The following is a 23,393-nucleotide window of genomic DNA, read 5'->3' as shown; positions in this document are numbered from 1 at the left end:
CGAGGGATAACGACAGGAAAGCGGTTTCGCTGCAAGCGCGTCAGCGGCGTGCCGGGTCCGTCACGCGGTGCACGATATCGCTGATCGCCGCCCGGTCGAGCGGATCGCGATCGATCGAATTGTGGATGCCGATCCCCTCCACCAGCGCGTCGAGCGCACGGGTGGTCAACGGATCGAAGAATCGCTCCAGCGCGGCGCGGCTGTTGTTCATCCAGCGCTGCATGATCGCCGCCACCGGCGGATGGCGCGCGGCGAAGGCATAGAGCTCGTAGCTGAGTAGCAGCGTGCGCGGTTCGGCCCAAACCGATCCGGCGATGATGTCGATGATTGCCTCGCGCGCGCTGTCGCGGTCGCTCGCCGCAGCCATCCGCGCACGGAAGGCGTCGGATGCCTCCTCTGCCAGCTGCACGAACGCCTCGGTAAGCAAGGCTTCGAGCGTATCGAAATAATAGGTGACGGACCCCAGCGGCACGTCTGCCGCTGCGGCGATCCGCCGGTGCGTGGTGTTCGGCACGCCGTGGTCGGCGATCACGTCCAGCGTGGCCGCGATGATGCGGCGCCGCCGTTCCGGATCGTTCCGCCTCCCTTTTCCCTCGGCCACGCCAAAACTCCCAAAACAGCATTTGCAATCGATATGTACAAATGTACACACATGCCGACGCGCGGCAGGTAGGTTCCTGCCGCATTCATGTTTCGAGGGGAAGGAAGATGCAGGAACCGCAGCTGTCGCGTCGAGCGATCCTGGGGAGCGCGGCGGCGCTGAGCGTGCCGGGCGTTGCGGGGGCGGCGACGACGCTGGTGGGCGACGAAGCCGCGTTAGGGCGAAAGGACGGACGCTGGCTGAACGCACCGAAGCGCTGGCGTGCGGACGCTGGCGGGGACCTGACACTGGTGACCGATCGCGGCACGGATTTCTGGCGCGAGACGCACTACGGCTTCACGCGCGACAGCGGGCATTTCCTGGGCTTTCCGACGGGGGACGCGTTCACCGCGCAGCTGCGCATCCGCGGACGCTACGAAAAGCTCTACGATCAGGCCGGGATCATGGTCCGCGTCGACGAGCGCCGCTGGGTAAAGGCCGGCATCGAACTCTCTGACGGCCGCGCCATGCTCAGCAGCGTGTTGACCGATGGGCGTTCGGACTGGTCCACGGGCCCCTATGCCGGCGACGCGGCGGACTTCTGGATGCGGGCAACCGTGGCCAAGGGCGTGCTGCGGCTGCAGGTGTCGGCCGACGGCAAGACCTGGCCGCTGGTCCGGCTCGCGCCGTTCCCGGTGGCAACGGCCTATCAGGTCGGCCCGATGGCGTGTACGCCGGAGCGCGAGGGGCTGGAGGTGCGGTTCTCCGATCTCCGTATTACTGCGCCCCTCGGCAAAGACCTGCACGATCTGAGCTGAACCCATGACCCAGAAGCAGCGCATGCTCGCCGGCGAGCTGTACACCGCCGACGATCCCGAGATCGCCGCCGACGCCGCCCGCGCGGCGGCGTGGATGGTCCGCTATAACGCGTCGCTTGCCGGCGATGCGGCCGACCGGCATGCGCTCCTCGTGGAGGGGCTGGGCCAGGTGGGGGAGGGGGTGGTCGTCCGTCCGCCCTTCCATTGCGACTATGGCACCAACATTCATCTCGGGGCGCGCGTCTTCCTCAATTTCGGCTGCGTCATCCTGGACGTGGTGCGCGTGGAGATCGGCGCGGGTACGCAGATCGGCCCGGGGGTGCAGATCCTGACGGCCGATCACCCGCGTGACCCTTCGCTGCGGGCCCAGGGTCTCGAATTCGGACGGCCGATCCGCATCGGGGCCAATGTCTGGATCGGCGGCGGCGCGCTGATCCTGCCTGGGGTGACGATCGGCGACGACGCGATCATCGGCGCGGGCAGTGTGGTGACCCGCGACGTGACGCCGGGCGCGACGGTGGTGGGGAACCCCGCACGCCCGGTCGCCCGATGAGCCGGGCCGAGCCCCTGGCGCCCGACGCGACCAGCGACGGCAAGACCCATTTCGAGGTGCTGGACGGGCTTCGGGGTACCGCGGCGCTGCTGGTCGTGGCGTTCCACATCCAGGGTATCACCGTGCTGTTCGAGGCGAACCGGCTGCTGCTTCCGCACGCCTATCTCGCGGTTGACTTCTTCTTCGCGCTGTCGGGCTTTGTCGTCGGCTATGCCTATGACGATCGCTGGGGGCGGATGACGGTGCGGGGCTTCCTCGCCCGGCGGCTCGTGCGGCTGCACCCGCTCGTCGTGCTGGGGGCGGTGCTGGGGCTGGTGAGCTACTGCGTGGATCCGTTCGCTGGCGACCGGCAGAACGCGCCCTGGCTGCTGATCGTGCTGGGGTTCGTCGCCGCGCTCCTCGCGCTCCCTTCCGCGCCGCTACCCAACCGTCTGGGCGACAGCCACCCGCTCAACGCTCCCGCCTGGACGCTGCTCCAGGAATATATCGCCAACCTGGCGTACGCGCTGGTACTGCGCCGGCTGGGCGTTTGGCCGCTGCTCGCGCTCACGGCGCTGGCGGCGACCGTCTCGGCCGCGACGGCCCTGACGCTGGGATCCTATGATACCGGCTGGGGCCTGAGCAACTTCTGGGGTGCGCCGGTGCGGCTGGCCTATCCCTTCCTCGCCGGCCTGCTGCTGTATCGCGTGCGGCACAGGTTGCCGCGGATCCGGCTGGGCTTCCTTCCGCTCAGCCTGGTGCTGCTGCTCGCATTCGCCGCGCCGGTGCTGCCCGAAGTCCATGGTGTGAAGCTGAACGGGCTCTACCAGGCCGCCTGCGTGCTGCTGCTGTTCCCGACGATCCTCGTGCTGGGCCAGCATTCGTCGGGCGGAGCGCTGACCTTGCGGCTGTGCAAGGTGGCGGGGCGGATCTCCTACCCGCTCTACATCACGCATTATCCGTTCGTGTACGTCTACATGAACTGGGTGGCGCCGGCGCCGGCGTCCCCGGCTGCGACCGCCGCGGTCGCGATCCTGCTTTACCTGTTCACGCTGCTGTTTGCCGCTGCCGCCCTGCAGCTTTGGGACATGCCGATCCGGCAGCGGCTACAGGCCCGGATCAGCCGAGGCGGATCGACAGTTCCACCTCGTCGTTGAACGGCATCGTCATGTAGCCGTTGGCGACGTTCCCGACCCGCTCCAGATATTCGGGGCAGTAATCGACATTGTCCGCGATCAGGATGGCGCCCGGGCGCAGCCGCGGCTCCAGCCGGTCGAGAATGTCGGCATACAGCGCCTTGGCGCCGTCGAGCAGTACCAGGTCGATCGTGTCGGGCAGGTCGACCGCCAGCGTCTCGAGCGCATCGCCTTCGCGGAAGTCGACCAGGTCCGACAGGCCGGCCTCGTCCAGGGTCGCCTTGGCGCGGGCGATCTTGCTCGGCTCGAACTCCGTGGCGATCAGCCGGCCGCCGCCATTGTCGCGCAGGGCCGCCGCCAGGTGCAGCGTGGAGATGCCGAAGGAAGTGCCGAACTCCACGATCTGTCGCGCGCCGGTGGCGCGGGCCAGCATGTAGAGCAGCTTGCCGACCGCCGGGAAGACGGGCAGCGCGAATTCGCCCAACCGGGCATAGAGCGCCGTGTAATCGGTCTTGCTGCGCAGCAGGCGGCGCTGCTCCTCGCCGCTGATGCCGGCAAAGGCGGGCGCGAGCGCCGGCGGATTGGCCTCCGCCTCGGCAAACAGGCGCGCAAGCAGGGGCGCCACGGGGGCGCTGGAAAGCGTGGTCGTCATGGGAATGGGCTCCGTTCGCCAGCAGGAACTTGCCGGCGAGGGCAAAATACGACTACGTCGTCAGCTTCGACTATTCGCATTGCCGGGAGCTCGCATGGCCGCCGCACGCGCACCGCAGATTCGCGCGAGAAAGGACCCGCAGCAAGACCGTTCCAGCCAGCTCGTGGAGGCAGTGCTGGAGGCAGCTGTTCAGGTTTTGATGAGCGAAGGCGCGCAGCGTTTCACGACCGCGCGAGTCGCAGAGCGGGCGGGGGTGAGTGTCGGCTCGCTCTACCAGTATTTCCCCAACAAGGCGGCCATCCTGTTCCGGCTGCAGGCGGATGAATGGCAACGCACCACTGCGTTGCTCAGCGGCATCCTCGCGCAGCGCGACGTTTCGCCGATGCTGCGACTGCGGCGGCTGGTCCATGCCTTTGTCCGCTCCGAATGCGAGGAGGCGGCAATCCGCATCGCGCTGGCCGATGCGGCGCCGCTTTATCGCGATGCGCCGGAGGCAGCCGCGGCGAAGGCAGAGGCGGGCAAGGTCTATCGCCGTTTTGTCGCGGAAGTGCTGCCCGACGTGCCGGACGATGCCCGCCACCGCGCCGGCGACCTGATCAAGATGACGCTGGGGCAGGTGGGTGCCAGCTTCTCGGCCACGCCGCGCAATGCGGACGAGATCGCCGCATGGTCGGACGCGATGGCGGACATGTTCGTCGCATATCTGGAGGCGTTGCGCGCCGAAACGCGCTAGGAACGGGCGCTGATGACCGACCCCTATGATCTCGACCGATTCGTCGCCGCCCAGGACGGCAGCTACGAAACCGCGCTCGCCGAGATCCGGCGGGGTGCAAAGCGCAGCCACTGGATGTGGTACATCTTCCCGCAGATCGCCGGGCTCGGGCGCAGCGCGATGGCGCAGCGTTATGCCATCGGCTCGATCGCAGAAGCCCGCGCCTATCTGGAGCATCCGCTGCTCGGGCAGCGGCTGCGCGACTGCGTGTCGGCCCTGCAGGACCTGACGCGCGGCTCGGCGGAATCGGTGTTCGGCACCGTCGATGCCGTCAAGTTGCGCTCGTCGCTGACGCTGTTCGCCGAAGCAGGCGGCGGTCCGCTTTTCGAAGCGGCACTGGCGCGCTGGTTCGGCGAGCCCGATCCGGCGACGCTGTCGATCGTGGCGGAAGGCGGGCGCTAGTCCCCGAGCAGCGGCAGGAGGATCGTCTCGATCGCCTGGGCAACGCCATCGGCGTCATTGGAGCCGGTCACCTGCATCGCCGCCTGCCGTACCGCTTCCGGCGCCTGCCCCATCGCGATCGAAAGACCCGCCCGCCGGAACATCGGCACGTCGTTATACTGGTCGCCGATCACCGCGACCTCGGCCAGCGGCACCCCAAGCGTGGCCGCGAGTGCGGCGATGCCGTCGCCCTTGTTGGCGCGCGCGGCCGTGACGTCGAGATAATAAGGCTGCGACCGCGCGACTTCCGCATCGTCGCCGAGCGCCGCTGCCACCTCCGCCTCCAGCGCGGCGAGCATGTCGTGATCCGACGAGACCGCGACGATCTTGTCGACGGCATCGAGCAGCGGGCCGAAATCGCTGCACACCACCGGATCCTGCGCGGAGGTCACCCGCTCGCGCGGTGTATAGTAGTCGTCGAGCCTGTCTGCGTGCCACTGTCCCTTGGCGAAAACCCAGCGGATCACGTCCGGCCGCGCGATCGCGTCGAGGGTGCGCGCCGCGACACGGGGGTCGAGATGCGTTGCCGACAGGACCGTCCCGTCGGGCTGCACGAGTGTCCCGCCGTTGAAGGCCCCGATCGGGGTGGTCAGGCCCAGCCGCTCGGCGATCCAGAGCAGCCCGCTCGGCGGCCGCGCGCTGATGATCGATACCGGCACGCCCGCCGCGACCAAGCCCTGAACCGCGGCGACCACCGGATCGCCGATGGTCTTGTCCGAGCGCACCAGCGTGCCGTCGACGTCGGAGAGGAACAGGCGGAGGTTCATGCGATGTCGTGCCAGCTGCGGCCGTCGCGTGCGAGCAGCGCGTCGGCGGTGGTGGGGCCGGTGCTGCCGGCGGGATAGTCGTCGGGTTCGCCGGTGCGCCAGGCATCGAGCAGCGGCTGCACGGCGCGCCAGCCGCCCTCGATCTGGTCGGCGCGCTGGAACAGGCTCTGGTCGCCGATCAGCACGTCGTACAGCAGCGTCTCATAGCCGGTGCGATGGCCAAGATCGAATGCGTCGGCATAGGTGAAAGCGAGGCTGGCGGGCACCATCTTCACCAGCGGCCCGGGCAGTTTCACGGCCATTTCCATCGTCAGGGCCTCGCCGGGCTGGATCTGGAGGATGAGCCGGTTGGGCGGAAGTTCCGTGTTCGGCGTGTTGCGGAACAGGGTGGGCGGCACTTCGCGGAAATGGATCACGATTTCGGTGTCGCGTGCCGTCATCGCCTTGCCGGTGCGGAGGTAAAAGGGGACGCCGTGCCAGCGCCAGGTCTCCACCGCTACCTTCAGCGCGACATAGGTTTCGGTGCGGCTGTCCGCCGCGACGTCGGGGGTATCGCGATAGGCCGGCACCGGCTTGCCGCCCGCCTCGCCCGCCAGATAGCGGCCGCGCACCGCATCCTCGGGCAGGATCGGGGCCACCGCCGCGATCACCTTGGCCTTTTCGCTGCGCACCGCCTCGGCATCGAAGCTGTTCGGCGGCTCCATCGCGACGAGCGCGAGCAGCTGGAACAGGTGGTTCGGCACCATGTCGCGCAGTGCGCCCGTCTCGTCATAGAATTTGCCGCGGCTGCCGACCGCCACCGTCTCGGCGGCGGTAATCTCGACATGATCGACATAGCGGTTGTTCCACACCGCCTCGGTCAGCGCGTTGCCAAAGCGCGCTACGGTGATGTTCTGTACCGTTTCCTTGCCGAGGAAATGGTCGATCCGGTAGATCTGCGTTTCCTCCGCCTGGGCGCGCAGCTGGGCGTTGAGCGCCTGGGCCGAGGCGAGATCGGTGCCGAAGGGCTTTTCCACCACCAGCCGCCGGAAGCCTTCGGCCTCGTCGAGCAGCCCGGCGGCGCCGAGCTTCTCGCCGATCGGGCCGAAGAAGCCCGGCGCGGTGGCGAGGTAGAACACCGCATTGCCCTGCACCTGCGCCTTGAGCGCAGCGTACAGGGCATCGTCGGTGAAGTCGCCGCGCAGGTAGCGGATTCGGTCGCGCCAGCGCCCCCACGCATCTTCGTCGCCTTCGACAAACGCGCCGAGCTTCTCGCGCAGCGCATCGTCATTGCCTTCGCCGTGGCTGATGCCCAGCAATTGCGTGTCGCCGTCCAGCAGCCCGTCGCGCTCGAGATGGACCAGCGCCGGCATCAGCAGGCGGCTGGCGAGATCGCCCATCGCTCCGAAGAGGACGAGCGTCGCGGCGGGTGCCGGCGGCGCGTCGTTCACTGCGGCATCTCGACATGCCCGCCAAAGCCGAACCGCATGGCCGAGAGCAGCTTGTCGCCGAAGGTATTCTCCACGCGGCTGCGATAGCGCGCGAACAGCGCGGCCGTCAGGACATGGACCGGCACGGCTTCTTCCATCGCCGCATCGATCGTCCAGCGGCCCTCGCCCGAATCGGCGACCTTGCCGCTATAGCCGTCCAGCATGCCGTCCCTAGCCAGCGCCTGGGCGGAGAGATCGAGCAGCCAGGACGAGATCACCGATCCGCGCCGCCACACCTCGGCGATGTCGGTCAGGTTCAGGTCGAAGCGCTCATCCTCCGGAAGCTTGTCGGAAGACTTGCTCTTCAGCACGTCGAAGCCTTCGGCATAGGCCTGCATCAGGCCGTATTCGATGCCGTTGTGCACCATCTTCACGAAATGGCCGGAACCTGCGGGACCGCAATGGATATAGCCCTTTTCGGCGCGCGGATCGCAGCCTTCGCCATCGGTGCGTTCAGCCGTGCGCGGGATGGTCCCGATGCCCGGCGCGAGGGCGTCGAAGATCGGGTCGAGCAGGTCCACGGCTTCCTTTTCGCCGCCGATCATCATGCAGAAGCCGCGGCGCAGCCCCCAGACGCCGCCCGAGGTGCCGACATCGATATAATGGAGCTGCCGCTCGGCGGCGACCTTGGCGCGGCGGATGTCGTCCTTGTAGAAGCTGTTGCCGCCGTCGATGATGATGTCGCCGGGCGACGCTGCGTCCATCAGCGCCTCGACGGTGCTTTCGGTCGGCTCACCGGCGGGCAGCATCACCCAGAAGATGCGCGGCGTCGGCATCTTGGCGACCACGTCCTCCAGCGAGGTGGCGGGGGTGGCGCCGTCCCTGGCGATCGCTTCCACGGCCTCGGCGCTGCGGTCATAGGCGACGATCTCGTGCCCATGTTCCATCAGCCGGCGCCCGATCCCCGCACCCATGCGGCCGAGGCCGATCATCGCAAGACGCATCCGCACTATTCCTTTCAATCCTTCAGAGGGCCGCAAGTACGGCCGATACCAGCGCCTGTAGCCCGATGCCGCCGCGCTTCAAATGGACTCGCAGCACCTGGCGGCCGCGTTCGGCGAGAACGTCGCTGTCGCCGCGCGCCTGCGCGATCTGGACGGTGCCGAAGCTCGCCCGGCGGCCTGGCACGGCGAGGTCGGGATCCGGATCGCGGGTGATGGTGAGGAACGCGCCGCCCGCCGGACCGCCCTTGTAGGCCTGGCCGGTCGAATGGAGGAAGCGCGGGCCAAAGCCTGCCACGGTCGCCACCCGCCGGGCATCGCGCACCGCGACCCGCATCGTCGTGATTGCATCCGTGTCGGCGTCGTTCCGTTCGACATAGGCAAGGAAGCCGGCATAGTCGCTGGGCCCCAGCGATGCGAAGTGATCACGCAGCAGGCTCGCGGGGCTGCCGGACAGCGACTGGCCCTTGCTCGCGTACAGCGCAAAGTCGGCAGTCTCCGCGATCGGCTGTTCGGGGTCGAGGGCGCCGGAGGCTTCATAGGCTTCGACCAGCCCGCGCGTCGCGACCTTGGCGTCCTCGACATCCGGTTGGTCGAACGGATCGATGCCGATCACCGCGCCGGCGATCGCGGTGGCGATTTCCCAGCGGAAGAACTCCTGCCCGATCCGTTGCGGGGTTTCGAGCGTGATCCGCACCACGGGATGCCCGGCCTCGGCCAGCGCGTCGAGCCGCGCCGCATCGTCGCCGGCCCGTTCGCCGGCCAGCGCGAACTGCACGAACAGCCGGTCGTCGCCATACACGCCCGGCGCCCCGAGCGGTTCGAGATCGACGGGGACGATGCCCTTGCCCTGCTTGCCGGTGGGCTCTGCCAGCAGCTGTTCGAGCCAGGCGCCGAGCGGAGCCAGCGGCGGCTCGGCAACGATGGTAAGCTTGTTGCGGCCGGCCCGGGCAGCTTCGCCGAGCAGCACGCCGAGGCGGATGCCCGGATTGGCTGCCGGGGGAACGTCGGCACCGCAGGAGAAGACCATCGGCGCCGTCGACTGGAAGAAGCCGGACACGTCGAGACCCATCGCCGCGGCGGGAACCATGCCGAACACCGACAATACCGAATAGCGTCCACCGATGGCGGGATCGCCGGGGAAGGTGGCGCGGAAGCCGTCCGCTCTTGCCGTGGCTTCGAGCTTTGAACCTGGATCGGTGACCGCGACGAAGTGGTCGCCCTTGCGGCCGCTCGCTTCGAAGAAGTAGCTGCGGAGCAGTTCGGGCTCGAGCGTCGATCCGGACTTGGAGGAGACGATGAACAGCGTCTCCGCCGGGTCGATGCGCGACGCTACCGCGGCGATCTGGCCCGGATCGGTGGTGTCGAGCACGTGCAGCGTCGGACTGCCCGAGGCGCTGCCGAGGATCTGCGCCAGCACCTCCGGCCCGAGGCTGGACCCGCCCATGCCGAGCAGGACGACGTCGCGGAAGTGCCGCGCCTGTTCGGTCAGCTGCCGGAGCGCCGCCATGTCCACCTGCTCGCCGCGCGCGGCCGGCAGCCAGCCGAGCCATTTGGCTTCCTCGCCGCCGGTCCACAGCGCCGCATCCCCCTGCCACAGGCGGCGCGACCAGGCATCGGCGCGGGCGGTTTCCAGTCGTTCCTCGACGGCCTTCGCGAGCGCGTCCGGCAGCTGCACCTCGAAGCCGTTCAGCCGCTTGCCGAGGTGCGCGACGCGCTTTGCCGCGACCGCGCCGAGCAGGGCATCGGCCGCGTCGCCGAACTGCTGCACGCCGTCCAGCACCAGGGCGCGGGTGATGTCGTCAAGGCCGAGGCCCAGTCGCTCCGCCTCGGCGAGCACATGGCGTGCGGCGTCCAATCCTTCGGTCAGCGTCTCGGCGACGGCGCCGTGATCGCGGAAGGCGTCCATGGTCTTGGGGGGCATGGTGTTGACCGTGTCCGGTCCGATCAACGTGTCGACATAGAGCGTGTCGGGGTAAGCGGCATCCTTCACGCCCGTCGACGCCCAGAGCAGCCGCTGCGGCATCGCGCCCCGGGCGGCAAGCGCCTTCCAGCGCGGGCTGGCGATCATCTCTAGGTACCAGGCGTAGGCGAGCTTGGCATTGGCGATGGCGACCTTGCCGCGCAACGCCATTAGCGCGTCGCTTTCCGGATCGCCCTCCGCCACCCGCGCATCGATCTTCTTGTCGATCTGGCTGTCGATCCGGCTGACGAAGAAACTGGCGACGCTCGCGATCCGATCGATCGGATCGCCGCGTGCGACGCGCGCCTCCAGTCCGGCGAGATAGGCTTCGGCCACCGCCCGGTAGCTTTCCTGCGAGAACAGGAGCGTGACGTTGATGTTGATCCCATCCTCGATCAGCTGGCGGATCGCGGGTGCGCCGGCTTCGGTGCCGGGCACCTTCACCATCAGGTTCGGTTCGTCGACATGGGTCCAGAGCCGCCGCGCCTCCTCGATTGTCGTCTCGGTGCCGTTGGCGAGATAGGGCGACACTTCCAGGCTGACATAGCCGTCGCGGCCGCCCAGCCGGTCATAGACCGGGCGGAGATCGGCCGCGGCCGCCTTGATATCGGCGATCGCCTGGCTCTCATACACGTCCTGCACGCTGGCGTCGCCGGTGCCGAGAAACCGGGTGAAGCCTTCGTCATAAGCGTCGCCATGTCCCATCGCCTTTTCAAAGATCGACGGGTTGGACGTGACGCCGGTGAGGCCGTCCTGCTCGATCAGCGCGCGCAAGCCGCCTTCACGCAGGAAGCTGCGGTCGACAAAGTCGAGCCATGCCGCCTGGCCGGCTTCGTGCAGCTGCTTCAGCTTGCTGGTATCGCCGCCGGTCACTTGGCTTTCTCCATCAGCTCGCGGGCCATCTGCACGATGTTGTCGACGGTGAAGCCATATTTTTCCTGCAGCTTCGCAAGAGGCGCGGAGGCACCGAAAGTCGACATGGTGATCGTGCCGCCATCGCTGGTGACGTATCGGTCCCAGCCGAACGAGCCGGCCTGCTCGACCGCGAGACGGGCAGTGATCGCGGGCGGCAGCACGGATTCACGATAGGCGCGGTCCTGCTTCTCGAACAGATACCAGCTCGGCAGCGAAACCACGCGCGAGCGTATGCCATCGGCGGTCAGCCGTTCGTGCGCGTCCACCACCATCGGCAGCTCGGAACCGGTGCCGATCAGGATCACCTCGGGGGCGCCACCTTCCGCGTCGGCGAGGACGTAGCCGCCGCGCTCCAGCCCATCGGCCGAGGCATATTTGCTGCGGTCGAGCGTAGGGATCGCCTGGCGCGAAAGGATCAGCGCGGTCGGCTCGTGGCTGTGCTCGAGCGCGACCTTCCAGGCGACCGCGACTTCATTGGCATCGCCGGGGCGGATCGTGTCGAGGCCGGGGATGGCGCGGAGCGTGGCGAGGTGCTCGATCGGCTGGTGGGTCGGCCCGTCCTCGCCCACGCCGATGGAATCGTGGGTGAACACGAAGACGACCGGCAGCTCCATGATCGCCGCGAGGCGGATCGGCGCGCGCATGTAATCGGCGAACACGAGGAAGGTGGCGGTGTAGGGGCGCAGATAGCTGAGGGCCATGCCGTTGGCGACCGACCCCATGGCGTGTTCGCGCACCCCGAAATGAAGGTTCTTGCCGCCATAGTTGGTGGCTTCGAACGAGGTCGCGCCCTTGATATCGGTCTTGGTCGACGGCGACAGATCGGCGGCGCCGCCGAGCAGCGCGGGCAGGTGCGGCGCGACGGCGTTGATGACCTTGCCGCTGCTGTCGCGCGAGGCGAGGCCCTTCGCATCGGCCTCGAAGCTCGGGATCGCCTGCTGCCAGCCGCTGTGCAGCTTGCCGCGGCGGAGTTCGTCGATCTCGGCCGCTTCCTGCGGGAATGCCGCGCGATAGCGGGCGAACAGCGCTTCCCATGCCTCGCGCGCAGGCTTGCCGCGATCCGCCACTGCTGCGCCGAAGCGCTCGGCCACGCCCTCGGGCACGAGGAACTGCGCATCCTCGGGCCAGCCATAGGCCTTTTTGGTCGCGCGGACATTGTCCTCGCCCAGCGCCTCGCCATGCGCCTTTTCGCTGCCGGCACGGGGCGAACCCCAGCCGATCACCGAATGAACCATGATGAACGTAGGCGCGTCGCTGGTGGCGCGGAAAGTCGCGATCGCCTCCGCGAGCGCCTCGGTGTCGTTCGCGTCGTCGACGTGGAGGACGTTCCAGCCATAGGCCTGGAAACGCTGACCGACGTCCTCGTCGAAGGCAAGATCGGTGCTGCCCTCGATCGAGATATGGTTGCTGTCGTAGATCCAGCACAGGTTGGAGAGCTTGAGGTGCCCGGCGATCGAGGCCGCCTCGCCAGACACGCCCTCCATCATGTCGCCGTCGCCGCACAGGACATAGACGTCGTGGTCGAACAGGTCGAAGCCGTCGCGGTTGTAGCGCGCGGCCAGCGCCCGCTCGGCGAGCGCCATGCCGACCGAATTGCCGCAACCCTGGCCGAGCGGACCGGTGGTGGTCTCGACGCCGGTGGTCATGCGGTATTCGGGATGGCCCGGCGTCTTGGACGAGAGCTGGCGGAACTGCTTGATGTCGTCGAGGCTCACCGCCGGATGGCCGGTCGGCTGGCCATCGGCGTCGATCTCGCGCACCCCGGCCAGGTGGAGCACCGCGTACAGCAGCATCGACGCATGTCCGACCGAAAGGACAAAACGGTCGCGGTTGGGCCAGTCCGGCGCGGCGGGATCGTAGCGCAGGAAGCGGCTCCACAATGTGTGCACCACCGGCGCGAGCGCCATCGGTGTGCCGGGATGCCCGCTATTGGCCTTCTGCACCGCGTCCATTGCGAGGGTGCGGATGGTGTCGATCGCGAGGCGATCGGGCGAGCCGTTTTCGTGAATGCGCTGGTCGGGTTCGGGCATGGATCAAGCAACTCCGTTCGTCGCGATGCAACGGGTGGGCGCGCAAATGGCTGCACCCTTACGCATCCGCCGGCCGCTCCTGACAGGTCAGCCCGTCCGGGCCCGCGCAGTACAGCGCATCGATCTCGGTCAGGAACAGTCCGTGGCCGAGCACGCCCGGAATCTCGGACATCGCCTGCGCCAGACGGAACGGCTCGGGAATGACAGGAAAGGTCGTGTCGAGAATGGGGTGGCCTGAGTCCGTCAGGATCACGCCGGCGCTGTTGGTCCGCAGGGTCGCCGCGCCGCCTATTTGGCCCACCGCCGCGGTGACCAGCGCTTGCGCGGCCTGCAGCACTTCGATCGGCACGGCGCGCGCGCCCAGCTGGTCTACGCGCTTGGCGGAATCGGCGATGGCGATGTTGCGGCGGGCGAGCGTCGCGACGATCATTTCAAGCAGCATCGCCCCGCCGCCGCCCTTGATGGCGCGCAGCCCGGGGTCGATTTCGTCCACGCCGTCAATGCACAGGTCGATGGCGGCGAGGCCATCCGGCGCGACCAGGGGGATGCCCGCGGCGCGTGCTGCCGCGGCGGTGGCGCGCGAGGTCGCCACAGCGGTGATCCGCAGCCCTTGCGCGATGCGATCACCTACCAGCCGAATGGCGTGGGCCGCCGTGCTGCCGGTGCCCAGCCCCAGGATCATGCCGTCCTCAACCTCCGCGACCGCGGCTTGGGCGGCGGCGCGTTTCCAGCGCTCGGGATCGGCTAACTCCATGGCGTCCGAACGGTACAGCGCCCCGCCCGTTCCGGCTGCTATACACCGGTCTAGTCCCAAAAGGCCGCGCCGTCCCAGGCCTCCCTGCCATTGCGCGACCGTTCGCTGGACGCAGGCAATTGTCGGCGCAGATCGCCGCCTCTTGCACCTCCGCCGAAACCTGATAATGTTGCATTAAGTGAAGCCGACATTCACATTGTGGGAGTAGTGGGCAAAGACCCGCACACCCTCGGGGACCAAGGCGGCCCGGAAAGCATCCATAAAGGTGCCGCCGACCAGATAGGAGAGGGAACGGAATGGACAGGGGACTTCATTCACGCCGGCATATCGTCGCGACGGCGAGCTGGGCGGCTTTGGCCACCATGCTGGGCGGCGGAATCGGGACCGCGTCGGCACAGACCAATAGTCCGGCACAGGCGCAGCCGGCACCGGACATGAGCAGCCAGCTCACCACGGCGCAGGAAGAGGCGATCGTCGTGGTAGGCTCGCGCGCCAGCCAGCAATCATCGAACGCCCGCAAGAAGAACGCCCGCACCGCGACGGACTCAATCGTGGCAGACGATATCGGGTCCTTCCCGGATCGCAACGTGAACGAAGCGATCTCGCGCATTCCGGGCGTGGCGCTGGGGCGCAACGAGTTCGGCGAAGGTGAAAGCGTCGCCGTTCGCGGCAACGGACCCGACCTCACGCGCGTGGAACTCGACGGCATCGGCGTGCAGAGCACCAACGGCCTGGCGATCGGCGCCGCGAACGGCCGCAGCGCCGACTTGCGCGAGCTGCCGGCCGAACTCGTCAAGAGCGTCGACGTCGTCAAGGGCTCCACGGCGGACATGACCGAAGGTGGCCTTGGCGGTACCGTCCAGATCAAGACGCGGACCGGCCTCGACTTCAAGAAGCCCTATCTGTCGCTGCGCGCCGGTGTCGGGCAAAACTCGCTGGGTCGCGATTGGACCCCGGATTTCAACGCGGTCTATGGCCGCCGCCTGTTCAACGATCGCGTCGGCATGATCGTCAGCGGCAGCTATTCGAAGCTCCAGAACAATGGTCACGGCTTCGAGACCACCACCAGCAACAACCGGGGTTATGCGCGCCTGTTCGATTTCGACCAGTCGCCCGAGAAGACCTTCAGCTTCAACCCCGCTACCGTGGGCACCGACGCGGCGGATGTGGCCTTCGCCAACAGCACCGCGCCGGGCGGCGGGGCGCTCACGCCGCGCCAGCTGGTCACGCTGTCGGCCGGCGCCAAGACGAAGGCAGAGTGTCTCCAGATCTTCCCGAACAATCCAAACGGAAGCCAGGCGCAGCGGGGCCAGCGGATCCTGGAGCAGCAGACCTGCCTCAATCAGTGGAACGACTACACGCCGTCGCTGATCCGCAACTTCATGAATACCCAGACGGACCAGCGCTCGGCCTTCGACGCCCGGTTCGATTATCGCGTCACCGATCGGCTGACCGTGTTCGCCAAGGGCACCATCGCCAACCGCAAGGTGCATGACCAGAACCGGAGCCGCAACCCGGTGACGCTGTTCGGCCAGAATGTTGTGGGGACCTTCGCCGACACGACGACCGGCTATCCACGCGTCCGCAGCGCCACCGCGCCGGGCTATTATCTGTACGACGGCCTGAACAGCGTCAACAGCAACGCGGTGCTCGGCAACGTCGTCAACGTCGTGCCGAGCAGCGTCAAGGTCGACAGCGCGCACAACGTTACGGAAATGACGCTCACCAATAATTCGGTGAACATCGACCAGATCGAGAACACGATCGATACCAAGACCAAGTACTTCCAGGGCGGCCTGGAATTCCGCGGCGACCGGCTCGACATCGATGCGATGGCCGGCCTCACCCGCGCAACCACCAGCCGCGGCGACATGCGCACGGCCCGCGCCTACAGCTATGGCAACGCGAACCTGAAGCTGCAGCCGAACGGACTGTGGGACGTGCAGCTGCCGAGCAACTATGACGAGAGCAACCCGGCCAATTTCGTCCAGCTTTCGGCGCCTGCGTGCATCGGCGGCGGCACCGCGCCGACCTGCATCGGCCAGAACGCCGTGGTCGCCGGTCCGAACGGGCCGGCCACGCCAGCCTATACCGTAGGCCAGATGCCGCTGACGACGCCCACCTTCGGCGTTTCCTATTCGCCGGCGCTCGGCGAGGCCTCCGAGAAGATCGCCAAGCTGGACCTGATCTATCGTACCCAGGAAGTGCTGCCGTTCATCACGCGCATCAAGGTGGGCGGCCAGTATCGCAAGAACGATCTCGATCGCTGGGGCGGCGGCGGCTACACGGCGAAGAGCCAAATCGGCACCTTCGGCCAGCCCGGCTACGTGCCTGCCGTGATCGTGCCAACCGCGAACGTGCGCGGATCGCTGCGCGCCTGCCAGCCGACCGCGACATCGACGCTTTCGTGCAACTATGGCTATGTCGCGAGCACCAACCCGGCCAATGTCCGCTCGGGCGTGGACACGCTGACGCCGCAGCAGCTGCAGGACCTCTGGGCCAGCACGCTCGAGCCATCTGACAGCGCCTATTTCGGGGACTTGCCCAATCGCGGCAACCTGCCCCCCGCCTGGCAGGGCATCCGCACCGACGAGCTCTTCGCCGGTCTGGGCGCGGCGCAGTATATGAACTTCGACTGCCTCAAGACCTGCGTCGGCAGCGACGGCAACACCTATGCCCAGCCTGTCAGCCGGACGCGGGAGACGATCAAGAACATCTATGCGATGGCCGATTTCGAGCAGGATCTCTTCCGGGGCATCCGCGTGGACGGCAATGTCGGCATCCGCGGCGTGTTCGCAAATACCAAGGGATCGGGCCTGCTCACGCTGAACTCGATCCGCGTCACCTCGCTGTTCAACCCCAACGATCCGAACAACGCCAATGGCATCACCACGGTATCGTTCAGCCAGAACGTAACGCTGAACGCCAAGACCAACGCCTGGCTGCCAAGCTTCAACGTGAATTTCTGGGGTTTCCACGACCAGATCGTGCTGCGCTTCTATGGCGGCAAGACGGTTGCTCGGCCTAATCCGACGCTGATGTTTCCGGGCGGGACGTGCAACATCGACCAGCGCGTCGAGCTCGACACGAACCCGGACGACGTCTTCGGGTGCACCGGACGCGTCGGTAATCCTGGCCTGAGTCCGTTCACGGCGTGGAATTACAATACCAGCCTCGAATGGTATCCCAACGCCGATACGGTGTTCTCGGTCGCCTATGGCAAGCTGGACGTGAAGATCGGCAACCCGATCGCGGTCACTGAAAATCGCAAGCCCTTCGCGGGCACCGACACCAAGGATCCGGTGACGGGTGCCGCCCTCGCGGACCTGGAATTCGCGGTCCCGACCTACACCAACGGGCCGGGTTACAAGCGCTACATCTGGGAATTCCAGGCCAAGTCCGCCTTCACCTTCCTGCCCTGGTTCCTCAAGCACACCGGCGCCGATCTGAACTTCTCGATCCTTGCCTCGTCGGCAACGACCGGCCAGCGCGACCCGCTGACCGGCGACGTGATGCTGCCGCCGAACGAATCCAAATACTATACCAACGCCTCGCTCTGGTATGACGACGGCAAGCTCAACTTCCGCATCGCCTATCAGAAGCGGAGCTCGACCTTCCTCTGCATCACGCCGTGCGGCGGGACTACCGGCGACATCAACTATCCCGGCGAACAGTGGACGAACGTGCGACTGGTGGCGCCGGGCTACAACCCGGGCGTGCCGCGCTACCAGGACGGCACGACCTTCATCGATGCCAAGATCTCCTACAACATCAGCCGCAGCTTCCAGGTCTATCTGGAAGGCCGCAACATGCGTCGCGAGGCGCAGACCTTGTCGGCCGGCGAGTATGTGCCCTTCGCGGACGGAACGCCGCGCGTGATGCGGCTTTCCTATGGTGGCCGGCGTATCATGGGCGGCGTGCGCGTCCAGTTCGGCCGCTGAGGGCCGAGCAGGTCACCCGGCCGGTGTCGGGTGACCCAGTGCGGCGCTGATTTCCGTTGCCGCCGCACGTACCTGCGCGACGATGCCGTCGAGTGCGGCATCGTCGACATATTGCGCCGGGCTGACCACGCTGATCGCCGCGACGATTCGTCCGGCCGCGTCTCGGATCGGCGTCGCGATGGCACGCAGGTCGTCGGGCGGGGGACTGCGGTGCACCACCGCCCCGCGTGCCCGATCCGCAGCCAGATCGGCCAGGAAGCTCGGTTGCGGTGCCGGCCTGCGGGCCAGCAACGCCCCGAGCGCCGCGGGCGCTTCGTCCATCAGCAGTGCCTTGCCCAGGCTCGTCTCCGGCAGTGGCCGTCGGGTGCCGACCGGTGTCGTCACCACCACGCGCTGCCCGCCGCCGACGCGATGGAGATGGACCGAATGATCCCCGTCGCGCTCGCCCAGAAAAGCCGGCATGTTCGTCGCGTCTGCAAGGCTGCGCAGGCCATCCCGCGCGAGTTCGACGATGTTGAGCCGCTCCTGCGCGCGCACCCCCAGCTGCATCAGCTTGGGGCCTAGCCGCAGGCTGCCGTCGCGCTCGCCGACCGCGAAGCCGCGGTCGATCAGCGCCAGGGCCAGCCGCCGCGCGGTCGACACCGTCAGTCCGGCGCCCGCCGCCAGCTCGCGCACCGTATGCGGACGTTCGGCCAGCAGGTCGAGAAGATCCAGTCCGCGCTCGAGCGTCTGTGTGCCGGCGCGCGGCGCGGCCTTGTCGTCGGTCATCTGGTCCCCATCGGTGCGCTCAACCGCCCAAGGACTAGGGGCGCTGGCGCACCGGGTAAAGGGGCTTACCGGGCGGGGCCGGTGCTGTCGCGCAGCGTCAGCCGATGGGGCAGTCGGCGCAGCGGGGTGCCCCGAATGCCTGCGGCGGGCCCCTGCGTGAGCAGTTCCACCGCCGCCGCGGCCATCTCGACATGCGGCTGGTGGACGGTGCTGAGCGGCGGCCACGCCATGCGCGCGATTGCTGCATCGTCGAAGCCGGCGATCGAAAGCTGATCGGGCACCGCAATGCCGGCCCGCATCGCCGCCACCAGCACGCCCAGCGCCATCTCGTCGTTCGCGGCGAAGATCGCGGTCGGGCGGCTCGTCCCGGTTAACAATTGCTCGCCGGCAGCGAGGCCCGAGCGGAAGGTGAAATCGCCCTTGAGCGCGCGGTCGGGCCGGACCGGCAGATCCGCGGCCGCCATCGCCGCTTCAAACCCTTCCTGCCGGCGCGCGGCGGCATGGTGCTCGGGATTGCCCTGGATGAAGGCGATGTCGCGGTGGCCAAGGGCGATCAGCGCCTGCGTCAGCTCGCGGGCGGCGCCGGACTCGTCCATCTCCACGGCCGCGGTGCGATCGTGGAAGTCGCCGGGCGAAATGCGCACCACTGCCACGCCCATCCGCGCGAACAGGTCGAGCAGTTCGGGCCAGTCGCACAGGGGCGGGGTGAGGATCGCGCCGCCGAGGCGCATCGCGCGCAGCGACGCCTCGCACTGCGCCAGCCAGTCGGGCTGGTCGCGCGTGACCTGTTCGACGACAAGATGGTAACCGAGCGCCCGGCAGCGGGCGAGCGCGCCGCGTTGAAGATCGGCGGCATAGGTGGAAGCGGGATCGTCGAAATACAGGCCGAGCAGGAAGGAGCGCGAACTCGAAAGCTCGCGGGCGAAGGCGTTGGGTCGATAGCCCAGCTCGTCAACGACCTTCTGCACCGCCGAGCGCACCTCGGGCCGCACATAGGCTTCGCCGTTGATCACCCGCGACACTGTCTTGGGGGAGACACCTGCGTGCTGGGCAACATCCTTGAGCGTGAGCGGCTTCATGCGCGTGCAGTCTTATCGCCTTGTGGACGATAGCGCTATCATGAACGCAAAGGCGGCGATCCCCAGATAGCACAGCAGCGGCAATCCCAGTGCCATGGGCAAGCCGATCCGGTCCGCCAGCGCGGCGGTGCCAAGCGGCACGACGGCGCCGCCCACCACCGCCATGCACAGGATCATGGAGGCATAAGGCGCAAGGCCGCGATCCTCGGGCAGTGCCAGAGCGAAGATGGTCGGGTACATGATCGCATTGCAAAGCCCCACCGCGATAAGTGCCGCTGCGCCCGCGACCCCGTGCAGCTGGCTTGCGGCACCGACGAGCAGCACCGCGCCGAGGGCCATGCCTCCAAGCAGCCGGGACGGGGCGAACCGCGCCAAGCCCAGCGCACCGGCGAAGCGGCCGAGCATCGCTCCGCCCCAATAGAGGCTGACCAGCCGGCCCGCGCTCGTCGGATCGGCCCCCAGGATGGCGGGGAGTGCCAGATAGTTGGCGAGCAGGCTGCCGATCGCGACCTCCGCGCCGACATAGCCGAACATCGCGACGCTTCCCCATGCGAGCCGCCGCTCGCGCAGCACGCGCCCGAGCTGCGCGAGCGGCAAGCGGCGGGGGGCGGGGTGGGTAGCCAGCAGGGCGCGCGCGCGCCAGAAGACGAGGGCGAGGCAGGCCAGCACCGCTGCACAGGCGAGGAAGGGCAAGGCGAGCTGCAGGCGCCCCAGCGCACCGAGCTGGAGCAGGAAGCCGGCGCCGGCGAGCGGCGCGAGGACGGTGCCGATCGAATTGAAGCCCTGAAGCAGCGTCAGCCGAGCCGCACCGCCGCCCTCATTGGCGACCAGCGGCTGGACCACATTGGCCGCGATCTGCAGGAAGGTGATTCCAGTCGAAAGACAGAGCAGCGCCAGCAGCAGCAGGGGATAGCTGCCGATCCAGGCGGCCCCCCCCAGTGCCACGCACGCCAGCGTCATCACCGCCAGGCCCGCGGCGATCGCGCGCATATAGCCGGTACGCACCAGCAACGCCGTGATCGGCACTGCGAACAGCAGATAGCTGGAGTAGAAGGCGAACTGCACCAGCGCCGCCCGGGTATAGTCTAATCGGTCGATCAGCGTCAGCCGCGGCACCAGCAGGCCGACCAGTGCGGTAACGAATCCGCCCATGAAGAAGATGCCGATCGAGCGGTGGAACAGCCGCGAGACCATGCTCGCTGGCGGTATAGGAGAAGGGGAGGGCTGCACGAACGAAGCTTAGCGGTCGCGCGCGACGTGGCAATGCAGACATGTGTTTCTGCTTGACATCGATGTCAGACCGCATCAGACATCGCTGTCAGAAAACAAGCCCGCAAAAATGCGGAGCATCCAGGGGGAGAGGACATGCCGGGCATTGCTGCCGTTTGCCGCGCGACTGCGCCGACGCCTCTCATTCCTGACGATCGCTTTCCGGTTCCGGCCCCCTCCTCAAGGGCGGATTACCTGCGGCCGTCGCCTTCCCCGATAGGCGGCGGCCGCATTTTTCGAGCCGAACCTTCGGGCGCAACCCTGCCCCTTTCCCAGCAAAAGGAATTCCCGCGCTGATGAACGCCGTTCGCGCTCTTGCCATCGTTCTTCTCGCCGGTGCGTCGCCGATTGCCGCCTGCGCCCAGACGCCTGCCTGGCAGAATACCCGCCTCGCGCCGGAAGCGCGCGCCGACGCGCTGGTGCGCGCGATGACGCATGCCGAGAAGCTGCAGCTCGTCCACGGCCTGTTTCCGCCGCGCGCCAAGCCCGCGCCCGCCGACATGATCCCTTCGGCCGGCTATGTGCCCGGCATTCCCCGGCTCGGCATTCCGACGCTTCGGGAGAGCGATGCCAGCCTAGGCGTCGCCAACCAGGTGGAGCAGCGCAAGGGGGACGTGGCGACCGCGCTCCCCTCGGGCCTCGCCACGGCCGCGACCTTCGACATCGAGCTGGCGCGCGCGGGCGGCGCGATGATCGGCGCCGAGGCGCGCGCCAAGACGTTCAACGTGCTGCTCGCTGGCGGCGTGAACCTCACCCGGGACGCGTGGAACGGCCGTAACTTCGAATATCTGGGCGAGGACCCGCTGCTGGCCGGATACATGGCCGGCGCGGCGATCGCCGGCGTCCAGTCGAACCATATCGTCTCGACGGTGAAGCACTTCATCCTGAACAGCCAGGAGACTGGGCGCACCGTGCTCAACGCGCGGATCGACGAGGCCGCCCTGCGCGAAAGCGACCTGCTCGCGTTCGAGCTTGCCCTCCGCACCGGCAAGCCCGGATCGGTGATGTGCGCCTATAACCGCATCGAAGGCGACTATGCGTGCGAGAGCCGCCGCATGCTGACGGATGTGCTCCGCGGCGACTGGCGCTACACCGGCTGGGTGATGAGCGACTGGGGCGCCGTCCACTCGACGGTGAAGGCGGCGGCGGCCGGGCTCGACCAGGAATCGGGGCAGGAACTCGACCGCGACATCTATTTCGCGCCCGAGAAGATGGATGCCGCGATTCACGCCGGCCAGCTTTCCGAAGCACGGCTGGACGAGATGGTGAGGCGCATTCTCACCGGCGTGATCGCGAGCGGCCTCTACGATCATCCGACGCCGACGACCGCCCAGCCGATCGACTATGCCGCGCATGCGCAGGTGGCGCAGCGGGTTGCCGAAGCGGGCATGGTGCTGCTCCGCAATCGCGGCGAGGTGCTGCCGCTGGCCAAGACGGCCCGCAAGATCGTGCTGATCGGTGGCCATGCCGATGTCGGCGTCCTCTCGGGCGGCGGCTCGAGCCAGGTGCGGTCGGTCGGTGGTGCGCCCGTGGAGATTCCGCTGACCAGCGGTGCGGCGGCCTCGTTCGCGCGCGTGACCTGGCATGCCTCCTCGCCGCTGCAGGCAATCCGCGCCAGGGCTCCCCAAGCCGAGGTGACCTATCTCGACGGGGGTGATCCCGCCGCTGCTGCTGCCGCGGCCCGGAGCGCCGATGTGGTGGTGGTGTTCGCAACGCAGTGGACGACCGAGGCGCAGGACGTCGATACGCTCGCGCTGCCGGACCAGCAGGATGCGCTGATCGCCGCAGTGGCCAGGGCCAATCCGAAGACGGTGGTGGTGCTCGAAACTGGCGGGCCGGTGCTGATGCCGTGGCTGGAGGAGGTGCCTGCGGTGTTGCAGGCCTGGTATCCGGGCCAGCGGGGCGGCGAGGCGATCGCCGGGATCCTGTTCGGCGACGTCAATCCTTCCGGTCGTCTGCCGATCAGCTTCCCAAAGAGCGCCGACCAGCTGCCGCGACCGAAGCCGGTGGTGCCTGCGGGGCTGAACTCCGATGCGGCGAGCGATGCGGGCGCCGGTGACGGAAGCACGCTGCCTAGCTGGGACGTGACCTATAGCGAAGGCGCCGATGTCGGCTATCGCTGGTATGCCGCGCAGCGCGCGCAGCCGCTGTTCCCGTTCGGCTATGGCCTCAGCTACACCAGCTTCGCGTTCAGCGACGCGCGCTTCACGGGCGGCGCCGCGCCGGCGGTGACCTTCACCGTCCGCAACCTCGGCAAGCGTGCCGGCGCGGTGGTGCCGCAGCTCTATGTTACCGGCCCGGACAAGGGGGCGCCGCGCCTCGCCGGCTGGAGGCGCCAGTGGCTGAAGCCGGGCGAGTCCGTGCAACTGACGCTGGCGGCCGACCGCCATGCGCTCGCCCGCTGGCAGGGCGGACGGTGGACGATTCCGTCCGGCCGTTACAGCCTGGCGCTGGGCCAGGACTCCGGATCCGCCACCACGGTACAGGCCGTGGACGTGCCCGCAGGACAAATTTCCGATTGAAAACAAACCGAAAGGGGTGAATGCAGACCAAAAGCTAGACAACG

Annotated in this window: 18 protein-coding genes; 7 read left to right on the top strand and 11 right to left on the bottom strand. The window is 67.9% G+C overall.

The features are described from left to right. Positions 1 to 40: 40 nt before the first annotated feature. On the bottom strand, positions 41 to 601 hold the full coding sequence (locus V7E00_RS18635) for a TetR/AcrR family transcriptional regulator (protein WP_333574150.1): 561 nt from the start codon (positions 599 to 601) through the stop codon (positions 41 to 43). Between the two features lie 107 nt (positions 602 to 708). Here V7E00_RS18635 and V7E00_RS18630 point away from each other — a divergent pair, with 107 nt between their 5' ends. Genes V7E00_RS18630 through V7E00_RS18620 form a run of 3 tightly spaced genes read left to right on the top strand, consistent with a single transcriptional unit; the run spans position 709 to position 3,087 of the window. Continuing rightward, a complete protein-coding gene (locus V7E00_RS18630) occupies positions 709 to 1,398 on the top strand; it encodes a DUF1349 domain-containing protein (protein WP_333574149.1) in 690 nt (229 codons plus the stop codon). A 4-nt stretch (positions 1,399 to 1,402) separates the two neighbouring features. Then, positions 1,403 to 1,951, top strand: a complete 549-nt coding sequence (locus V7E00_RS18625) for a sugar O-acetyltransferase (protein WP_333574148.1) — start codon at positions 1,403 to 1,405, stop codon at positions 1,949 to 1,951. Next, the gene (locus V7E00_RS18620; protein WP_333574147.1) at positions 1,948 to 3,087 is read left to right on the top strand and encodes an acyltransferase family protein; all 1,140 of its coding nucleotides are present in this window, start codon (positions 1,948 to 1,950) and stop codon (positions 3,085 to 3,087) included. Before V7E00_RS18625 ends, V7E00_RS18620 begins: the two co-directional genes overlap by 4 nt. Here V7E00_RS18620 and V7E00_RS18615 read toward each other — a convergent pair. After that, on the bottom strand, positions 3,050 to 3,718 hold the full coding sequence (locus V7E00_RS18615) for an O-methyltransferase (RefSeq protein WP_333574146.1): 669 nt from the start codon (positions 3,716 to 3,718) through the stop codon (positions 3,050 to 3,052). The genes V7E00_RS18620 and V7E00_RS18615 overlap by 38 nt on opposite strands. A gap of 94 nt (positions 3,719 to 3,812) precedes the next feature. Here V7E00_RS18615 and V7E00_RS18610 point away from each other — a divergent pair, with 94 nt between their 5' ends. Both V7E00_RS18610 and V7E00_RS18605 read left to right on the top strand, forming a co-directional pair. Further along, the gene (locus V7E00_RS18610) at positions 3,813 to 4,451 is read left to right on the top strand and encodes a TetR family transcriptional regulator (protein WP_333574145.1); all 639 of its coding nucleotides are present in this window, start codon (positions 3,813 to 3,815) and stop codon (positions 4,449 to 4,451) included. A gap of 12 nt (positions 4,452 to 4,463) precedes the next feature. Beyond that, positions 4,464 to 4,892, top strand: coding sequence for a DUF1810 domain-containing protein (locus tag V7E00_RS18605; RefSeq protein WP_333574144.1), 429 nt, complete (start codon positions 4,464 to 4,466; stop codon positions 4,890 to 4,892). Here V7E00_RS18605 and V7E00_RS18600 read toward each other — a convergent pair. The 6 genes from V7E00_RS18600 to rpiA are packed head-to-tail and all read right to left on the bottom strand — an operon-like array spanning position 4,889 to position 13,770. Beyond that, the gene (locus tag V7E00_RS18600) at positions 4,889 to 5,698 is read right to left on the bottom strand and encodes a Cof-type HAD-IIB family hydrolase (RefSeq protein WP_333574143.1); all 810 of its coding nucleotides are present in this window, start codon (positions 5,696 to 5,698) and stop codon (positions 4,889 to 4,891) included. The two genes, V7E00_RS18605 and V7E00_RS18600, sit on opposite strands and share 4 nt — an antisense overlap. Beyond that, on the bottom strand, positions 5,695 to 7,128 hold the full coding sequence (gene zwf, locus V7E00_RS18595) for a glucose-6-phosphate dehydrogenase (protein ID WP_333574142.1): 1,434 nt from the start codon (positions 7,126 to 7,128) through the stop codon (positions 5,695 to 5,697). The genes V7E00_RS18600 and zwf overlap by 4 nt, the downstream gene beginning before the upstream one ends. Beyond that, complete coding sequence (gene gnd, locus V7E00_RS18590; protein ID WP_333574141.1) at positions 7,125 to 8,111, bottom strand: phosphogluconate dehydrogenase (NAD(+)-dependent, decarboxylating); 987 nt, start codon at positions 8,109 to 8,111, stop codon at positions 7,125 to 7,127. Before gnd ends, zwf begins: the two co-directional genes overlap by 4 nt. Positions 8,112 to 8,133: 22 nt before the next feature. Beyond that, positions 8,134 to 10,944 carry a bifunctional transaldolase/phosoglucose isomerase gene (locus V7E00_RS18585; protein ID WP_333574140.1) on the bottom strand — a complete coding sequence of 937 codons (2,811 nt, stop codon included), beginning with the start codon at positions 10,942 to 10,944 and terminating at the stop codon, positions 8,134 to 8,136. After that, on the bottom strand, positions 10,941 to 13,016 hold the full coding sequence (tkt, locus tag V7E00_RS18580; RefSeq protein WP_333574139.1) for a transketolase: 2,076 nt from the start codon (positions 13,014 to 13,016) through the stop codon (positions 10,941 to 10,943). Before tkt ends, V7E00_RS18585 begins: the two co-directional genes overlap by 4 nt. Positions 13,017 to 13,074: 58 nt before the next feature. Beyond that, entirely contained in the window at positions 13,075 to 13,770 is a 696-nt protein-coding gene (gene rpiA / locus V7E00_RS18575) for a ribose-5-phosphate isomerase RpiA (RefSeq protein WP_333574138.1), read from the bottom strand. A gap of 296 nt (positions 13,771 to 14,066) precedes the next feature. On the opposite strand from rpiA, the gene V7E00_RS18570 reads away from it, so the two are divergent. Next, positions 14,067 to 17,711: a TonB-dependent receptor gene (locus V7E00_RS18570; RefSeq protein ID WP_333574137.1), complete on the top strand. Its 3,645-nt coding sequence runs from the start codon at positions 14,067 to 14,069 to the stop codon at positions 17,709 to 17,711. 12 nt (positions 17,712 to 17,723) lie between these two features. On the opposite strand, the gene V7E00_RS18565 is transcribed toward V7E00_RS18570, so the two are convergent. The 3 genes from V7E00_RS18565 to V7E00_RS18555 form a co-directional block, all read right to left on the bottom strand. Further along, positions 17,724 to 18,479, bottom strand: a complete 756-nt coding sequence (locus tag V7E00_RS18565) for an IclR family transcriptional regulator (protein WP_333574136.1) — start codon at positions 18,477 to 18,479, stop codon at positions 17,724 to 17,726. A 65-nt stretch (positions 18,480 to 18,544) separates the two neighbouring features. After that, positions 18,545 to 19,558 carry a LacI family DNA-binding transcriptional regulator gene (locus V7E00_RS18560; protein WP_333574135.1) on the bottom strand — a complete coding sequence of 338 codons (1,014 nt, stop codon included), beginning with the start codon at positions 19,556 to 19,558 and terminating at the stop codon, positions 18,545 to 18,547. Positions 19,559 to 19,570: 12 nt separating this feature from the next. After that, the gene (locus V7E00_RS18555) at positions 19,571 to 20,752 is read right to left on the bottom strand and encodes an MFS transporter (RefSeq protein ID WP_333574134.1); all 1,182 of its coding nucleotides are present in this window, start codon (positions 20,750 to 20,752) and stop codon (positions 19,571 to 19,573) included. A 371-nt stretch (positions 20,753 to 21,123) separates the two neighbouring features. Here V7E00_RS18555 and V7E00_RS18550 point away from each other — a divergent pair, with 371 nt between their 5' ends. Further along, a complete protein-coding gene (locus V7E00_RS18550) occupies positions 21,124 to 23,349 on the top strand; it encodes a beta-glucosidase (protein ID WP_333574133.1) in 2,226 nt (741 codons plus the stop codon). The last annotated feature ends 44 nt before the right edge of the window (positions 23,350 to 23,393 follow it).

Source organism: Sphingomonas sp. (assembly GCF_036731925.1).
Classification (GTDB): domain Bacteria; phylum Pseudomonadota; class Alphaproteobacteria; order Sphingomonadales; family Sphingomonadaceae; genus Sphingomonas.
Note: the sequence above shows the minus strand (reverse complement) of the source record. Positions and strands in the feature narration are given on the sequence as shown.

Excerpts from the sequence above, each read along its gene's own strand:
- V7E00_RS18605 (WP_333574144.1), top strand. The coding sequence starts at position 4,464 with ATGACCGACCCCTATGATCTCGACCGATTCGTCGCCGCCCAGGACGGC.
- V7E00_RS18565 (WP_333574136.1), bottom strand. The coding sequence starts at position 18,479 with ATGACCGACGACAAGGCCGCGCCGCGCGCCGGCACACAGACGCTCGAG.
- V7E00_RS18625 (WP_333574148.1), top strand. The coding sequence starts at position 1,403 with ATGACCCAGAAGCAGCGCATGCTCGCCGGCGAGCTGTACACCGCCGAC.
- V7E00_RS18560 (WP_333574135.1), bottom strand. The coding sequence starts at position 19,558 with ATGAAGCCGCTCACGCTCAAGGATGTTGCCCAGCACGCAGGTGTCTCC.
- V7E00_RS18610 (WP_333574145.1), top strand. The coding sequence starts at position 3,813 with ATGGCCGCCGCACGCGCACCGCAGATTCGCGCGAGAAAGGACCCGCAG.
- V7E00_RS18550 (WP_333574133.1), top strand. The coding sequence starts at position 21,124 with ATGAACGCCGTTCGCGCTCTTGCCATCGTTCTTCTCGCCGGTGCGTCG.
- V7E00_RS18555 (WP_333574134.1), bottom strand. The coding sequence starts at position 20,752 with ATGGTCTCGCGGCTGTTCCACCGCTCGATCGGCATCTTCTTCATGGGC.
- rpiA (WP_333574138.1), bottom strand. The coding sequence starts at position 13,770 with ATGGAGTTAGCCGATCCCGAGCGCTGGAAACGCGCCGCCGCCCAAGCC.
- tkt (WP_333574139.1), bottom strand. The coding sequence starts at position 13,016 with ATGCCCGAACCCGACCAGCGCATTCACGAAAACGGCTCGCCCGATCGC.
- V7E00_RS18620 (WP_333574147.1), top strand. The coding sequence starts at position 1,948 with ATGAGCCGGGCCGAGCCCCTGGCGCCCGACGCGACCAGCGACGGCAAG.
- V7E00_RS18615 (WP_333574146.1), bottom strand. The coding sequence starts at position 3,718 with ATGACGACCACGCTTTCCAGCGCCCCCGTGGCGCCCCTGCTTGCGCGC.
- gnd (WP_333574141.1), bottom strand. The coding sequence starts at position 8,111 with ATGCGTCTTGCGATGATCGGCCTCGGCCGCATGGGTGCGGGGATCGGG.
- V7E00_RS18570 (WP_333574137.1), top strand. The coding sequence starts at position 14,067 with ATGGACAGGGGACTTCATTCACGCCGGCATATCGTCGCGACGGCGAGC.
- V7E00_RS18600 (WP_333574143.1), bottom strand. The coding sequence starts at position 5,698 with ATGAACCTCCGCCTGTTCCTCTCCGACGTCGACGGCACGCTGGTGCGC.
- V7E00_RS18630 (WP_333574149.1), top strand. The coding sequence starts at position 709 with ATGCAGGAACCGCAGCTGTCGCGTCGAGCGATCCTGGGGAGCGCGGCG.